General features: G+C 40.0%; 11 protein-coding genes. 10 read left to right on the top strand and 1 reads right to left on the bottom strand.

The annotated features are described in order from the left end of the window. The first annotated feature begins 81 nt into the window (after positions 1 to 81). Complete coding sequence (locus B6K83_RS07555; RefSeq protein WP_085284306.1) at positions 82 to 1,053, top strand: VOC family protein; 972 nt, start codon at positions 82 to 84, stop codon at positions 1,051 to 1,053. Between the two features lie 502 nt (positions 1,054 to 1,555). Then, positions 1,556 to 2,548 (top strand): NADP-dependent oxidoreductase, encoded by a 993-nt coding sequence (locus B6K83_RS07560; RefSeq protein ID WP_085284307.1) that lies wholly within the window; start codon positions 1,556 to 1,558, stop codon positions 2,546 to 2,548. Positions 2,549 to 2,682: 134 nt separating this feature from the next. Here the strand turns inward: B6K83_RS07560 and B6K83_RS07565 are convergent, their stop codons facing one another. After that, entirely contained in the window at positions 2,683 to 3,384 is a 702-nt protein-coding gene (locus B6K83_RS07565; RefSeq protein WP_085284308.1) for a Crp/Fnr family transcriptional regulator, read from the bottom strand. A 552-nt stretch (positions 3,385 to 3,936) separates the two neighbouring features. Between B6K83_RS07565 and B6K83_RS07570 the strand changes: the two genes are divergently transcribed. The 8 genes from B6K83_RS07570 (at position 3,937) to B6K83_RS07605 (ending at position 16,081) form a co-directional block, all read left to right on the top strand. Continuing rightward, entirely contained in the window at positions 3,937 to 6,219 is a 2,283-nt protein-coding gene (locus tag B6K83_RS07570; RefSeq protein ID WP_085284309.1) for a TonB-dependent receptor, read from the top strand. A 392-nt stretch (positions 6,220 to 6,611) separates the two neighbouring features. Further along, complete coding sequence (locus B6K83_RS07575; RefSeq protein ID WP_085284310.1) at positions 6,612 to 8,003, top strand: flavin monoamine oxidase family protein; 1,392 nt, start codon at positions 6,612 to 6,614, stop codon at positions 8,001 to 8,003. A 252-nt stretch (positions 8,004 to 8,255) separates the two neighbouring features. After that, a complete protein-coding gene (locus B6K83_RS07580) occupies positions 8,256 to 9,644 on the top strand; it encodes an MmgE/PrpD family protein (protein WP_158088329.1) in 1,389 nt (462 codons plus the stop codon). Position 9,645: 1 nt separating this feature from the next. Continuing rightward, positions 9,646 to 11,007 (top strand): MmgE/PrpD family protein, encoded by a 1,362-nt coding sequence (locus B6K83_RS07585; RefSeq protein WP_233143846.1) that lies wholly within the window; start codon positions 9,646 to 9,648, stop codon positions 11,005 to 11,007. 9 nt (positions 11,008 to 11,016) lie between these two features. Beyond that, positions 11,017 to 12,423 (top strand): phenylacetate--CoA ligase family protein, encoded by a 1,407-nt coding sequence (locus B6K83_RS07590; RefSeq protein ID WP_085284313.1) that lies wholly within the window; start codon positions 11,017 to 11,019, stop codon positions 12,421 to 12,423. Positions 12,424 to 12,467: 44 nt separating this feature from the next. Beyond that, on the top strand, positions 12,468 to 13,883 hold the full coding sequence (locus B6K83_RS07595; RefSeq protein WP_233143847.1) for an amidase: 1,416 nt from the start codon (positions 12,468 to 12,470) through the stop codon (positions 13,881 to 13,883). Positions 13,884 to 14,375: 492 nt separating this feature from the next. Then, positions 14,376 to 15,068 carry a hypothetical protein gene (locus tag B6K83_RS07600; protein WP_085284314.1) on the top strand — a complete coding sequence of 231 codons (693 nt, stop codon included), beginning with the start codon at positions 14,376 to 14,378 and terminating at the stop codon, positions 15,066 to 15,068. A gap of 167 nt (positions 15,069 to 15,235) precedes the next feature. Further along, on the top strand, positions 15,236 to 16,081 hold the full coding sequence (locus B6K83_RS07605) for a cupin domain-containing protein (RefSeq protein ID WP_085284315.1): 846 nt from the start codon (positions 15,236 to 15,238) through the stop codon (positions 16,079 to 16,081). Positions 16,082 to 16,774: the final 693 nt, after the last annotated feature.

The raw sequence follows: 16,774 nt of genomic DNA on the forward strand, positions 1-16,774 counted from the left end.
TTTTAGGACTTATAGGGTTTTTATAATAATTGAAAATATCGATACACAACTAATCTAGACAGAATATCTAAGGTAACTATTATGAAAGAACAAAAAGACTTTTCTATTAAAGGTTTTTCAGAAGCCGTATTCGTTGTTAATGACCTGCAAAAGTCTAAAGCATTCTATTGTGAAGTTATTGGCTGGGAAGAAGTAGTTGAAGAAAGTAATACATCGGCTTTTAATGCGTTTTGGCAAATAGAAAATAACGCAACGGTTACCACTTGTTTGCTTCAGGCACCAGCATCGACGACAGGGGCGATCCGCTTAGTTGAAATTTCTGGTATCGAGCATAGCTATATTCGCGCTAATAGCCAAATATGGGATGTTGGCGGCATTTATGACGTCAATACACGTGTTAAAAATGTCCATAAACTTGCACGCAAACTACATGAACATCATTGGTTTGGCGTTAATGAACCGGTGGAAATGCAGTTTGGGCCATTTAAAGTATATGAATGGTTAGCGAAAAGTCATGACGGGATCACTCATGCACTTATTGAGCGCCTTGAGCCAGCCTTAGATAATGATCAACAAACGGCATTGTTTAGTGCATTAATCAATGCCTCTATGATTATTAAAGATCACCAAAGTGAACTAGACTTTTTCACTAAAATTTTAGGTTTTGAAGCGTTAATACATCAAGAGGACACCTTTGATAGCGCCAAGAGTAATGTCTTTGGAATGCCATTTGAGCTAGTTGCGAGTACTCCCCATGTATTAACGCTGCTTAGTGCCGACGGCACACGAGATGGCACTATTGAATTGGCTTCATTTCCAGAACTTACGGGTAACGATTTTTCAGCTAATGCTGCCCCTTATAACTTAGGTATTACTAGCCTACGCTTTCCAATAAAAGGTATGACGGCATTTTTACAGCACCTTAACGCTCATGATATTGATTATATAGCGGGGGGGGAGGTCGAATTAAAACCTTACGGCGTTGTAACTCTTATTGCGATAAATTCGCCAAGCGGTAATCGTTTTGAGTTTTTTGAATTAACTGATAAATAGAGCAAAAAAATAAACAATTTTTTAATGTTCTTTGTTCATAAAAATTATACGCAGCATAACGATAGCGCTACAGGTGCCAAAAACCGGTGTTAATTGGCTAATTATTGCACTCGGATAATAATCGACATTGAAAATCAAAAGCTACGTCTTGATGTTTCAATGTCGCGCTTGTGCTAACAACCGTGAACAAGCAATTACCTAACGGCACCTTTGCCGCTATCATCTGCGTTTATGTTGTCATTAGTTGAATCCTTTCGACAGCCTCATTTTACCATAGCGTTGCAGGTATCGAATGATGAAGACTCGCGTGATAGCCATGAACATAAATTACCATTAAGTTAATGGCTCGCTAATGCTTATGTTACTTGCTTAGCATCAGTTATAGCGTCATTGAGGCTAGAGCAACTTAAATTATTTGGGCATATTAAAAAACACTTTGTGATTTCGGGCCTGAAAATTAGCAGCGCAAGGCTATTACTTAGTATCAGTGAAGGTTGATTAAATGAAAAATAAGAAAATATGCTTACATAGTTATCCTGACAATATTCCCACGGTTGATAATTTTAGCTGTCAAGAAGTGGCAGTGACACCGCCAGGGGCAGGGCAAGTATTATGTAAGACACGTTATTTGTCGATTGACCCCTATATGCGCAGTCAAATTTCAGGGCGCCATATAACTGCTAGTTTATCTCCAGGAGATATGATGATGGGGGAAACAGTCAGTGAAGTTATACAAAGTAATAGCGAGAAATTTAAAGTAGGTCAATTAGTTCGGTGTATGGGCGGTTGGCAAGAATATTCGATACACGAACCAGAAGCGCTTTCGGCGCCAATAACCCATGCTTATCCATCCTATGCTTTATCGATACTTGGTATGCCAGGTTTAACCGCTTATGCGGGGTTAATGTGGCTAGCCAAGCTACAAAAAGGTAATGTTGTCGTGATACCCGCAGCAGTAGGGGCCGTAGGCGCTACTGCCGGGCAATTAGCTAAAGCGGCGGGTTGTATCGTTATTGGTATTGCCGGTAGTAATGAAAAATGTCGTTATGCTGTAAATGAGCTTGGTTATGATTTTTGTATAAACAGAAAAACCGATCATATTGCAGAAAAACTTGAGCAATACTGCCCTAATGGCATAGACGTGTACTTTGATTTAGTCGGTGGTAAATTACTACATATCGCTTCAGAGCGGCTAGCTATAGGTGCGAGAGTGATACTGTGCGGTTTAGTGGCTGAATATAATAATAAAGACCGCATGGCAGGACCGGCACCGGCATTGTGGATAAAATCTCGTGCAACAGTGTCTGGATTGGTTGTGTATGACTTTGAAGCAAGACGTAGTGAATTTATCGCCGAATGCTTACCTTTATTTGCACAAAAAAAGCTTAAAATGCAAGAAGATATTAGTATTGGCATTGAGCATGCCCCTGACGCTTTTTGTAAATTAATGCGCGGAGACAATTTTGGTAAAACCTTGGTTAAGGTGTCAACGTAATAACAAGAATAAGCCAACATATAAAAGCGATCAGCATCATCACTTTTTCAAGCGTGCTTATCCTTGTTTTAACTTTAACTTTAACTTTAACTTTAACAAGCAAATTTAACCGTTATAAGGTGTTTATCACGCGCTTAACCTTCTGCATAAGTTTTAAGCTTGTCTCTTTCTAAAATAGTAATTTGGTAATTACTGTCGATTTGGATTAAGCCTTCATTTTTTAATTTGCTAAATCCTCGACTGCCCGTTTCAAGCGACATACCTAAATAATCAGCAATATCTTGGCGGCTCATTGGTAAATGAAAACGATTCGAGCCATGGCCGATACGGTATTCCATATCCAGCAAAAAGTGAGCGATACGTTGATGCGCTGTTTTTTGCCCCATAATGAAGAGCTGATCTAAAATTAATGACAGAATGTGGTGGGTCATTTCTTGATAACGCTGGGCAATGACAGGGTATTTATCAAAAATACTGATAATTATTTTTTTATTAATTTTCACCACTGTTGATTCAGTCAAGGTTTTTGCACTAAAACTATAAAAAGCATGCTCAGATATGCCTAGGATATTACCGGTAAATAAGAATGAAAATACCTGTCTTGAGCCGGTTGAAGTTGAGCGTTCAAGCATGATAGCACCGGATACCGGTACGTATACATAATCACTTTTATCGCTTTCTCGAAATAAGTATTCGTTTGCTCCTACGGTATTTTCTTCTGCTTTCTCTGCTAACTCATTAAAAAAGTCAGTCGAAGATTCTATCTCATTTATATTACTGCCAAAACACGAACTTAATGAAGTTTTTATTGAAACTTTATTGATATCTAACGCCATTTATTAATTTTCCACGATTATCTTCTGAGAAATGTCACTTGAAATCATGCCATGCAAAGCAAGTATTTTCAGTAATTTTGAGCACAAGAGTATCGACTAAATCTTGAGGACGCAAATGCATTTTATTTTGAGTGAAAATTTTATCTAACTTTTTGTCTTAAAAATTTAGTATTGTAAAACCTAAAAATGAGCTTGTGCTAGGTTAGATAACTTTTCACTTAAGTGATAATTGTCATATTAATAACCTAGTGCCTTTGAATATAAATAATACAAATAATATAAATAGTATTACCTTAGCTAAGATGAGTGACTCTAGCCCATTAACCATTGATGATGTTAATGCGGCTGCTGTTAACAGGTTGAAAATAAAGGGTTTTCTGGTGTGCTCGTTCGTTGTCGCGGTATTTATTGGAAAAAACACAATCAGTGTTAATTGATAAAAGTCAAAACTTAATGATTGATTAGATTTTGTCCGGACAAGTTTTGTGTAATGTAGACTCAAACAATAATTAAAAATGCTCGTTACAATTATATTATAAAAGGGTCCGACTCATGAATAAAAAATTTGCACCGAAAATAGTTAGTTTCGCAATCAAGATGGCGTTATTTACTTCAGTTACTATGATGCAGCAAGCTTATGCAGATGAAGAAAATATAGATGCTAAAAAAGAGACTAGAGATAATAATATTGAATATATTGAAGTAACCTCACGTCATCGCGGTGAGTCACTGAATAAAATCCCTATTTCGGTTGTTTCTTTTGGCTTGGAAGAAATGGAAAAAGCGGGCATGCGCAGTGTCGGAGATATTGCCTCAGCGTCTGTGGGCTTTTCGATGGAAAAAGGCTATGGGCGTCAATCTGATATCCCTGTTATTCGCGGTGTCTCTTGGATCCCAGGTTATGGAACACAAAAAGCATCTTACTTTATTGATGGTGTCTATTTTGATGGTTCAATTCAAAGCTTACCACTTGATCTAATTGAACGTGTCGAAATAGTAAAAGGACCACAAAGTGCCTTATATGGTAGACGTACATTTTCAGGGGCAATTAACTTAGTGACTCGTAAGCCAACAGATGAATTGTCGGGCTATGTTAATACCACTATTGGTCAAAACGGTAACCGCTCCATTGGCACAGGGTTGTCAACAAAGTTAAATGATATGGTCGCCATTCGTGCGGGTCTTTCATTCGACACCTATGATGGTGACTGGGATAATGAAATAGCAGGCGGGCCTAGTGTTGGCGGTGAAAAAACCAACTCACAAATGATTGGTTTATATTTTACGCCATCAAATAACACCAGTATTGATATTAATTATGTTCGTAATGAAAATGATGATGATCATAGCGTATTTCACTATCAAGGCCCGGATGAAAATAACTGTTACTTAGATACTCGTCCTTATTATTGTGGCGTGGCTAATATTGATAATTCAATAAAAATTGGCGGCGTGCTTGATAATGACGCCTATGGTTTACGTGCTACCCGCACTCATATGAGTTTCCAATTAAAGCATACTTTTGACTTTGGTCAGTTTACTTGGATAAGTGGTAAAAATACCTTTGATTTAGAGCGGGCTATTGATCAAACGTATACAGGATATGATCAAGTATTTAGCTTTGGTTTTTTCTTTGGCGGTCCTTACTTTGAAGATGGGGCAGCATGGCATATACCAGAAAGCGCTAAAGACAGTGAATATAGTCATGAAGTTCGTTTTTCCTCATCGGCATTAGACGATAGACTGCTATGGTCGGTAGGTGCTTACCTTTGGCATAAGGAAGATGAGCCGGAAAATGTTAACGAATTTGTTCAAGAAGATGATAACAAAGCTTTTATGGCCATGGTGTCATATGACATTACAGAGGACTTAAACGTATCTTTTGAAGCACGTCGCTCTACCGATGAAATTAACTCATTGGCTTATGATAATTTAATTAATATGCCTGGATTTGAGGACACCAGTAATGAATTTAGCAGCACGACTACTCGCTTCATAGCTGAGTATGATGTCAATGAAGATACCCTAGTTTATTTCACTCGCTCAGAAGGTAATAGTCCCGGTGGCTTTAATACCCATGAAGAGTTACCAAGCGATTTAGTGGTCATTCAAGAAGAAGAAATGTTGATGTATGAGGGGGGGATTAAAACGACCTTATTAGATGGAGACTTATACCTGTCGGCTGCTATTTACAATATGGATTGGAAAAAACAGCAGTTAACAGATAGCTTTATGCCTGACACAGGCGCTGTTCCTGTCTCTTATACCTCTAATGCAGGTAAAACTAATATAACCGGTATCGAACTACAAGTAACTTATATTATTAGTGACTCCTTAAATATGAACTTAGGTATGTCTCACACCGATGCTGAGTTTAAAACGCTATTTGATAGTAATCACTGTAGGATTATTTCTGGTTTAAGTTCGACCGAATGTAATCAACCTGACAATTTAAGAAATTTTGGTGATTTATCAGGTAACACTCCACCACAAGTACCGAAAAATGAAGTTACTATGGCGTTAAATTATAGTGCGCCATTAACTGCTAACTTCGATTTATTTGGCCGTTTAGATGTTAACTATGACTCGACACGTTATGGCCATATCCATAACTTGATTGAAACAGGTGCTCGTACGTTAGTTAATGTGAATATGGGTATTGAAAATGACAACTGGAGTTTATCTGCATGGGTTAAAAATGCGACTGATGATGATACACCAACCTATATTTTTAGATATATAGATGCCCAAAGTTTTGCTTATGCCAGCCGTGCATTCCCAATTGCACCAAGCAGAGGTCGAGAAGTGGGTATAACAGCATCTTATCGCTTTTAACTTTGATGAGTAGTGTTTAGTGACAAGCATAGCGAGCCATTGGCTTGCTATGCTTGTCTTCAATAAGCTAAAGACGACTAAAAGCAATGTTGCAATTGGCAACGGCGTTACGCTAAAGCTAACACCTAGATTAGGTGGATGATTATTAGCCTTAAACGGCTTTAATCGAGCGTTGAAAATAGTCGCTTAGTCGCCAAAGTTCAGGTCATTATCCTTTGTGATTGCAAGCCCTATGGCGGAACTATAAAAGTTACTTTTAGTCACAATTTTAGCCATAGTGAATAAGAGTTTCATAAACCAAACGTGCCATAGAGCTATTTAGTGTTAACCCTAGTTAGCGCAAATAAATCAAACTGTCATTTTAAGAGAAACTAATAAACTGAGGGGTAGCAATGATACGTAGAAATTTTATTAAAGGCTTAGTTGTCGCCTCAACAGGCATAATGTTGCCTCGCGTTTATGCAAAGCAAAATGCCGATGTTATCATTATAGGAGCGGGGCTTTCTGGGTTGTCCGCTGCTCATAATTTAAAGAATGCAGGTTTTAATGTCCTTGTTTTAGAGGCAGATCACCGAGTAGGAGGACGAGTTAAAACCTTAGACCATATTGTTACTAAACCGGAAACCGGTGGCTTGCAAATTGGTAAGGGTTATGGCTATATGCGTACGTTAGCCGCACAATTAAATGTCCCCTTAGCGCCTCTTTCAGGGGTTCCACGTGGTAGCGCTTTTCTGATTGACGAACACTTAATTTCCGCTAAAGAATGGCCTACACATATTGCCAATCGATTAAACTTAGTAGAAAAAAAATTAACGCCGGCACAATTATATTTTTATTACCTTAAAAAACTGCCAAAGCTAGATGCGGCTTCTGATTGGAATAAGCCTAACTGTGCGTATTTAGATGTCTCAATGCTTAGCCTGTTAAAAAAGGCAGGAGCTTCAGAGCAAGCCATTGCACTGATAAATGCTAATGTTAATGCGAATAGTCTGGCGGAATTGTCAGGGGCTGACGCTATTCACGTTTTAGCACAAAGGATGGCAGGCGGTAGAGGAACAGATAAGGTTGTTGGCGGCAATAGCCGCTTTGTAGAGGCGCTAGCTAATCAGTTACCCAATCAAATTCAAATGGGTAAAAGTATCAACAAAATAGTTGCTAAGAATAACTCAGTAACAGTAAGCTGTAACGATGGTAGCCAATACACGGCTATGCACTGTATTTGTACTATCCCGTTTAGTGTTTTGCGTGATATCGATTTACAGGCCTCGATTTCTAAAACGCAACAGGCCGCCATAGCGCAATTAAATTATACGGCCATTACCCATGTACATTTTGAAGTAACCGATGATTGTTGGCTTGATGATGGCTTGCCGGCTAATATATGGTCAAATGGTGATATTGGGCGCGTATTTTCTTCAACAGATACTAGTGGCAAAGTACGGCACTTGTTGAGTTGGGTAAACGGTGATGCCGCCAAAGCATTAGATAAGTTGCCGGAAAAAGTGGCAATGAAACATATTACTACCTACTTAACCACGCATAGACCTTCCTTACGAGGTAAAATAAAACCTGTTTACGTCAATTCATGGGGCAATAACCCTTTTTCCAAAGGCGCTTATTCAAGCTTTTCACCGGGACAAGTACAACAGTTTGCCGGGAAAATGGCAGAAACAGCAGGCAACTTACACTTTGCTGGAGAGCATACTAACCATAACTATAGCGGTATGGAGTCAGCCTTAGTTTCGGGCCTCAATGCGGCAAGTAAAGTGATTGAAAGAGCATAAATACTCACTTTGTTGCTGCAATATCGATTAAATAAAGCAATTATACAAAAAATTGCTTTATGACAATAAGTAACGTTGCTGAGCCCTGTTGGAGGGGGAGATTAAATTAGCTGCGTGCTTATTCCACTTTGATACCTTCATTTTGATATTCGTCATATTATGTTTCTTGTCTTCTTGCCATAGTGCCGTATCGGTTTTGTTGCGCGCCTACATACGGTGTAGACAAAAATTAATCAATATATGTGCATAGTTATGGAACCTTCTTTAACAAAAGTATTGTTAACTAATCTTAAAAATAAAGCGATCACCGACCAAGACCGCAAGCGAGCATCGGTGCATTTACTTGATTGGTTAGCTTGTTGTAGTCTTGGGCGATTATCAGCGGCTGGTGATGTTTATCAGGCGTACATTGATGATGAAGCTGATCAAAGCGAACAGCCATGTAATGTCGTGTTTGGCGATAAATGTTATTGGCAAGATGCCTTGCTAATGAATAGTGCATTGGGCAATGTCCTTGAAATGGACGACATTCATCGCAGTTCTATCCTACATCCAGGTCCTGTGGTTATCCCAGCAGCGCTCGCCATAGCGCAAAAGCATGGTTTGCCTATGCGTAATTTATTAAATGCCATTGTTTTAGGTTATGAAATAACGATTCGATTAGGTAAGGCCATTGGTCGAAGCCATTATCAATACTTTCATAATACCGCCACTTGCGCAGCCATGGGGGCATCGCTAGCCGTTTCGCACTTATTATCATTAACCATTGAGCAAACATTAGCGGCATTAGGCAACGTGGGCAGTCGCACGAGTGGCTTATGGCAAATGCGAAATGAGCAGGTTTTAACGAAGCAGTGGCACAATTCGGATGCGGCAAAAACAGGAACTATGGCAGCGATATTAGCCAGTAAGGGCTTAACTGGGCCTGAATATATTCTTGAAGGACCTCAAGGTATTTTCAAGGCACTATCGGATGATGCCATGCCGGAAAAATTCATTAAAGCGTATGATACTTGGCGTATTTTTGACTGCAGTTTTAAGCCTTGGCCTGCTTGCCGCCATGCACATAGTGCTATCGATGTGGTGTTAACGGCTTTAAATAATATCCCGCGGGCGATCACGGTTAACGATGTTCAGTCAGTCGCTATTTTTACCTATCAAGACGCACTCGTTTTTTGTGATAAGCCGACACCTGAAACAGAGTTACAAGCAAAGTTTAGCATTCAACATGCCGTAGCTGCCGTTTTAACGTGGGGGCAGCCTCAGCTTACACATTACTATTTAGAACAACTGCATGAGTTAGCACATACGCGCTCAATCATAAAAGTGTTTGAGTCGCCCGAGCTTGAGGGTAACTACCCAGCTCATTACGGCGCAAGGTGTGAGATAACGTTACATTCTGGCGAGGTTATTACGGAAGAAATTATCGATACCTTAGGCGACCCAGAGCGACCATTATCACTTGAACAAATTAAAGCTAAGGCGAGTATGTTGATGACTGCGGCGGGGCTCTCGCCTAATCGAATTGATGAGTTAATAAATATGACGTGGGCTAACGACACTTCATTATCTTTGCTGAATACTTTAATTAGTGCTGAAAAAACACATGGCCATAATGAAAAAAATAAAACTAGAGAATAACGTGAACGCAATCAATAAATTAATAAAGCATATTGAAAATACAACCTATGAGCAATTACCGCAAACGACAACCGATGCAGTCAAAACCTTTGTTTTAGACTCGATGGGTGTCGGTATCAGCGGTAGTAGAGTGCCAAGTGTACAGCAAGTGAAGGCAGGTTTAGCTACTTGGGGAACGGCTAAGCATGCTCAAGTATGGAATACAGGGGAGTGGCTACCAGCCAATGCCGCAGCGGTTATGAATGGCTATCAAATTCATAATCAAGAGTGGGATTGTGTCCATGAGCCGGCGGTTGTTCACCCTATGGCAGTTATTTTATCGGCACTAATGGCCTACGGACAACGGGAAAATATTTCAGGTAAGCAACTAATATTGGGGGTCACCATTGCGGTAGACGTGGCAACACTGATTGGCGCGTCAGCCACTAGTGGCTTAAAATTTTTCCGGCCCTCTGTTTGTGGTTGTTTAGGCGCAACAGCAGGTATTGCAGCCATGATGTCGATACGTGGCGATACCTTAAAAAATGCGTTGGGGATCGCTTATAGTCAGCTTAGTGGCACCATGCAAGCCCATGTTGAAGGCTCACCCATGTTACCGATACAAATAGGCTTGAATGCCTCAAATGCAATTAATGCCGTGGACATGGCTCAGGCAGGGTTTTCAGGGCCAAAAGACATTTTAGAGGGCCCGTTTGGTTATTTTAACTTATTCGAAGATAGCTATGACTTAGGCTACTTTAACGAAAACATCGGGCAACATTTTCAAATTGAAAAAGTAAGTCACAAGCCATTTCCAACGGGTAGAGCAGGGCATGGTGCAATTGACGGACTACTGACACTTAAAAATAAGCATCACTTTGCGATAGAGGATATTGAAAAGGTCACTATCAGCGCCACACCATTAATTAATCGCTTAGTTGGCCGTCCGATCAAAGAAAACATGGACGTGAGTTACGCTAAGCTTTGCAATGGTTATATTGCCGCAACAGCACTTATTACCGGTAATGTAACAGTGCAAGACTTCGAGCCTGCAGTGCTTAATTGCAAAACGAGGCTCGACTTAGGTAAAAAAATAATTACCCAACTAAACGACTGTCAAGACGTTAATGCCTTAGCCCCAGTTTGTGTAGAAGTTCAGTTATATTCCGGTGAGCATTATAAAATAGCCCTCAATGCTATTTTAGGAAACCCTGCGCGTCCACTGTCGAGAACTGCGCAAATAGAGAAGTTTAATGTCGCTTGTATGAGTGCAAAAAAAGCATTAACGACCCAACAAATCAATAAATTGATATTTAGCATAGACGAATTAGAGCAAATGCAAAATATTAACCAACTTATTTCATTAACTATAAATAATCATTAGGTAGAAGTTATGACAGGTTATCCAACATACTATGAATCGTTTGACTACAAGCAAATGTTACAAGATTATCCACTAGGTGATGAGTTTACCTCACGCTTTAGCAGCATGAATCGAACAGAATTAAAAGCATTACAAAATGAACGATTTTTAAATGTGGTCAAGCGAGCGTGGGAAATTCCTTTTTATCAGCGTATTTGGCGCAATGCGGGTGTTAAACCTGAAGATATAAAAAGCCTTGATGACATTACTAAACTACCACTGATCTCTAAAACCGACATTATGGATAGTGTTGAAAAATTCCCGCCAATTGGTGACTTTCATGGTTTAGATGATATTCCAGCTGAAAATCGACCGCCGATTGTTTTCCATACCACTAGTGGTACCACAGGGACGCCTCAGCCGTTAATATTCGGCCCTAAAAGTCGTGAAATTCAGTCATTATTAGTGGCGCGTAGCTATCGTTTTATGGGGTTAAAACCCGCTACTACAGTGCAGTCTTGCTATGGCCATGGCATGATCAATGGCGGTCATTATATTCGTGAAGCGGTAACTCATTACACCAATGCGCTATTTTTATCCGCAGGCACAGGCCTTGAAACACGTTCTGTGCAACAAGTTAATCTAATGAAAACCTTTGGCACTAACGTATTAGTAGGATTTGTTGATTACATTAAACGTTTATCCGATGTCGCACGAGAAGAAGGGCTCACTCCAGGGGAAGATATTAAAATTGATATGATCATTGGGCACTTAGGCATGGAAAGCCGTGAAAACATAGCGAAAGCATGGGGCGGGCCTGAGTTATTTGATTGGTATGGCGTTGGTGATACCGGCACGATAGCTGCTGAAGGTCCAGACCATGAAGGTATGCATGTTTGGGAAGATGCACATTATTTAGAAGTACTAGACGCAGATACCAATACTCCCGTGCCAGATGGCGAAATAGGTAATATGGTTGTCACGTGTTTATACAAAGATGACGTGTACCCAATTATTCGTTTTAATACCTGTGACTTAACCGAAGTTATTCCAACTGAGAACAAAATGTCTTTACCTTTTAAACGCATAAAAGGCTTTATGGGGCGTTCAGACAATATGGTTAAATTACGTGGCATTAACATCTACCCGCAAGGCGTGGGTCCTATGCTCGATGAAGATGCCGCATTTTTAGGTGAGTTTATCTGTAAAGCTGTTCGCGATGAGAATGGTAGAGATGAAATGATCATTATGGTCGAAGTTAATATCGATGCCAGTCAACGTCCTCAATTACAAGCAGAGTATGAGCGTTTGCTAAAAAGAAAAATAGGCATAGCCGTGCAAGTTGAACTTGTCTCAGAAGGCGAGCTAACACCCCTGACACAAGTTGACGTTAGACAAAAGCCGATCAGATTAATTGATAATCGCTTCAGTGAATAGTCAGTAAATTAACTACTGGTAAAACCTAAAATATTGGAGTTTAGATGATAGATATCGATGTTTTACAGCTTGATTTACATGAGCAAATATCACTTGTTAAATCAAAGCAATTGTCCGCAGAAGAATTGATGCTTCAGCAACAAGCACTAATTGACGTCGTTAACCCGAAAGTTAACGCATTTATTTCGGTGAATGAGCAAAATACGCACGCTTTGAACATGCACTCTTTAAGTAACAAGACATTAAATAGTGCTTCCCCTAGCGAAAATATTTTTGCGGGTGTCTCGATAGCAATAAAAGATAACATTGATGTCTTAGGGTTTAACTCAACCGCAGGTTTAGAAACTCGGCGAAATGTTACGGCAAAAAGTGATGCTTTTGTGGTTGATAGATTAAGGCAAGCAGGAGCAACATTTTCAGGAAAATTGAATATGCATGAGGGCGCTTTAGGTGCAAGTAATCAAAACCTGCATTATGGCAATTGCTATAACCCTCATCAATTATCATTAAGTCCTGGCGGCTCTTCAGGTGGTTCAGGCGCTGCAGTCGCTTCGTGTATGACGGCTTTAGCCCTGGGAACCGACACCATGGGGTCGGTTCGTATTCCAGCATCATATTGTGGGGTTTTTGGCTTTAAACCCAGCCGAGGAGCGTTAAGTAATCATGGCACGGTTATTTGTAGTCGTGTCATGGATACGATTGGGCCACTAGCCCGATCAGCGCGCGACCTAACGAAGGCGTTTAATATTATGGCTGGCTACCATATGGAAGATGCGCAATCTCAGTCAATAAACTTTATCAAAACGCTGCCTAATAAACCGGTGATTTTAGTGCCCGAAAACCTTGAGTCACTTGGAGTGGAAGCGGATGTTATTGAAGATTTTAATAAAAACATTGCCATATTTACATCCTTAGGGTGCCAATTAAAACCCTTTAGCTTTAATGATAGCGGTTTTGGTAAGTACGATTTTGGTGAAGCGCGCCGTGCTGGATTAATTATTTGCGAAGCCGAGATGCGCGTTGAACATGAGCAAGACTGGCAAACGCATTTAAATCAGTTTTCGCCCTACCTTCAACAATTGTTGTCATATATAGATAAAAAATCACCAATGGATGTGATTAAATCAGAGCGAGTATTAGATCAAGCTGTTGTTAAATTAAGACAATTGCTGGCGCAAGGTGACTTTATGTTAATGCCAACCACCCCGCAACGCGCCTTCTCTTTTACCGACAGTGCACCGGCTAACCAAGCCGACTTGACTAGCTTGGTAAATCAAGCGGGAGCAGCGGCAGTTTCTATGCCGATGTTAACCGATAATGCCTTACCCATAGGTCTACAGCTGATTGGCGCTCATGGTAGTGACCTTCAGTTGCTAGCATTAGCTGAAAAGTGGCAACACATGACCGAATTTAAATATAAAATGCCCCAGGCGATCGTTAACTTAGTTGAGCAGAGCTAGGTTAATGTCTGGCGCTATGCATGGCTTGAACATTTGAGCTTGAAGCGTATTTTAACTGGGCCCGTGTCAACGCAGCCGCTTGCCGATTATGGTGTGGCGCTTTGAACAATAAAACGGCCTGAGCTCGGTGATGATAGACCATTGGTAATGGATCATTAAAAATTTCTTAACTGATCGGCATTGGGCAAAGTAGCGGTAATTTTATCTGTTAGATATGCCCACTATAAAGGCTGGAATATTCGCGTATTTTTGTAATGACGAGCACTAAATAATTAAGAAGTAGCTGCGTTTCCATCGGCTAATTTGATATTAGTCATTCTGAACAGCCTTTAATTTCTCTACGATTAACTTACCCGATAAAACTTCATTTAGATGGAATTTTATCATTAATTCAAGGTTGTTTGAGCATTTGACATTTAACAATGTTTAATGGATTTAGCTCTTTTAATCTTGACCGTATGATAAATAAAAACGAGAAATAAAGGTTTAACTATGTCTTTTTTTGAAATGTACGAACTTCCGATAATCCGTTGGATACATATCGTTGCTATGGTCTATTGGTTAGGTGGGGAATGGGGCGTTTTTCAAACCTCATTTCATGTTGTTAACCGAAAATTAGCAATGGCAGAGCGCAGGCGTCACATGGAAACGGCGTATCGAATTGATATTTTAGCAAGAACTGGGATTATCATTTTGTTACCATTGGGAATGCATATGGGATATCTGTGGGGCGTACAGCCATACGGCGGTGTATTTCTAAGTAGCATGTGGGTCTTTTATTTAGGTTGGCTAGCGTTATGTTGGGCTGCATTTTTTCACCGTGAAACTGATACTGGTATTAAGCTAACGAAACTTGATGAAGCAATCCGTTACCTTATCATTCCTGCAATTGCAATTTCTGCCATTGCATCGTTACTTGGCTATGGTCCGTTTAACGCCGCTGAAGGGCAAAAATGGTTCTCAATTAAGCTGCTGATATTTTCATTCTTATTAGTATTAGGGCTGCTGCTACGCTTTATCATGCGAGAGTGGACGGTATTGTTCCGTCGTTTAGATGCGGAAGGAGACAGCCCAGAGGTTGAAGAGCAGCTAGAGAAATCTATAAGATTTGGCCGAAGAATCGCTTATGTGTATTGGATTGGAATTTTAACAGTGGCTTTTTTGGGCGCCGTTAAACCGATGTAGATAATAGCTGCTTCCTAGCGCTTTTAGAGGCTCATTTGAGCCTCTTTTTTTTATTTAAAAAATTAAAAAAATAAACTTAAAAACAGTTGATGTTGATCAAAGAGCAGCTAAGCAAAACCTATAAAGTAAGTAGTTCATTAAGTTAACAGTGACGAGTAGGGGTTCAAGTGGCAAGAGCACATGTCGAGTTTATTCAATCGCAAGTATTAGATTGGCAGCCATGGCCTTATCAACAAGGCGTAGTTTATAAGCAATTAAGTGTTGATGCAGAAACTCAAGCGACGACAGGGATTTTTAAATATAGCGCAGGCTGGCTTGAGCAAGAGGCTTACTGGCTAGATTCCGAAGAAGAATTTTTTGTACTCAAAGGTGAAATCACAATTAATGGTGTGCGTTATGGTGAAGGTTACTATGGCTACTTTCCTGCAAATTACTTACGAAAGACGCTGAAAGCCAATAAAGACACAGTTATTATTCGTTTTATTGACCAATCACCTAAAGCAATCAAATATCAATGTGGCGACCTAGTTCCTGAGGTGACAAAAGCAGCGATTGAGGGGATAAACACTTTTGATATGCATTGGGATAAAGGCGAACTTGATAAAAAATTAGCACATTTAGATTTTGGTCGAAAAATTTTGCGTATAGATGATACGACTAAAGCAAAAACATTTTTATATATGGTGTCGCCTCAAACGTATCCACCTAATTGGTGTGGGCCAAGAGAACATCATCCTACCGTTGAAGAATCTTTTTGTGTTACGGGAACCCTTGCGGGCAATCATGGTGTAATGAGAACAGGGGCTTATTTTTGGCGGCCACCCGGTATACCACATGGACCATATGGCTCAAGAACAGGTTGTGTTTTACTGATTCGATTTGTTGGGGGCGAGCATATAAACCATTGGTCTGATGAAAATTATCCGTTTATTTTCGATGCAAAGTACGCACCCGTGTTACCTGATAATATGCTATTAGCAGGTAAGAAAGAGTGGTTGCCTGAGCCTTTTTAGCAGATATGGTTGATATTTAACAGGGTTAATTGCTCTTAACTCAAATCTGAGTTGGCACTTTCGCTAAATAACCCAAACAGAGGGTAAGTAGGGTTTTATCAAGTAGGACTGTCGAGAAAACCGACTAAAAGATCCTGTAACAAATGTTATTTAACCCAGGCAGTTACACAAAACATGCTACAGGGCCCTGTTGACAGAGAGAAGGTTCATATGTGTTCGCTTTTCACTACTCATATATAGCTATAGCCAGATTGTCCTTACGGAGCATATAAGGCAATATTTTGTAATAGACAATTAGCCCTCCTGATACCGCAAAAATAACACTCAAATTAAACTCACGAATGATAGGGATATAAGTTATTACTGAAATCATTACCGCTATATAAAGGCAATAGGCAGCCCAAAATGGTTTTGAATTTAGTAACTTTAATCTTACCTTGCAGCAAGGACACTTAAAGTACAAAGGAAATGCAGACAGAGATAAACTGAAAGAGTCTATAGTTTGACTACAATTAGGGCAACTACTCATAAACTTCCTTGTATAGCTAAACGCCCGATAAGGGGCGGAGGGCGTTCAGAATTCTGTGTCAGCCTAAATTGCTAAATATCTAATACGCCATCTAACCTACCTTCGAAGTGGATGGCTAATTGTGACAGTGTCAGGTTCCAATTATGGATTGGCATTGTCCATTT

The organism is Colwellia chukchiensis, from assembly GCF_002104455.1.
Lineage (GTDB): Bacteria > Pseudomonadota > Gammaproteobacteria > Enterobacterales > Alteromonadaceae > Cognaticolwellia > Cognaticolwellia chukchiensis.

What these genes read in the sequence shown, in the direction of transcription:
- B6K83_RS07600 (WP_085284314.1), top strand. Translation starts at nt 14,376, where the DNA reads ATGTCTTTTTTTGAAATGTACGAACTTCCGATAATCCGTTGGATACAT.
- B6K83_RS07555 (WP_085284306.1), top strand. Translation starts at nt 82, where the DNA reads ATGAAAGAACAAAAAGACTTTTCTATTAAAGGTTTTTCAGAAGCCGTA.
- B6K83_RS07565 (WP_085284308.1), bottom strand. Translation starts at nt 3,384, where the DNA reads ATGGCGTTAGATATCAATAAAGTTTCAATAAAAACTTCATTAAGTTCG.
- B6K83_RS07580 (WP_158088329.1), top strand. Translation starts at nt 8,256, where the DNA reads ATGGAACCTTCTTTAACAAAAGTATTGTTAACTAATCTTAAAAATAAA.
- B6K83_RS07560 (WP_085284307.1), top strand. Translation starts at nt 1,556, where the DNA reads ATGAAAAATAAGAAAATATGCTTACATAGTTATCCTGACAATATTCCC.
- B6K83_RS07575 (WP_085284310.1), top strand. Translation starts at nt 6,612, where the DNA reads ATGATACGTAGAAATTTTATTAAAGGCTTAGTTGTCGCCTCAACAGGC.
- B6K83_RS07590 (WP_085284313.1), top strand. Translation starts at nt 11,017, where the DNA reads ATGACAGGTTATCCAACATACTATGAATCGTTTGACTACAAGCAAATG.
- B6K83_RS07570 (WP_085284309.1), top strand. Translation starts at nt 3,937, where the DNA reads ATGAATAAAAAATTTGCACCGAAAATAGTTAGTTTCGCAATCAAGATG.
- B6K83_RS07595 (WP_233143847.1), top strand. Translation starts at nt 12,468, where the DNA reads ATGATAGATATCGATGTTTTACAGCTTGATTTACATGAGCAAATATCA.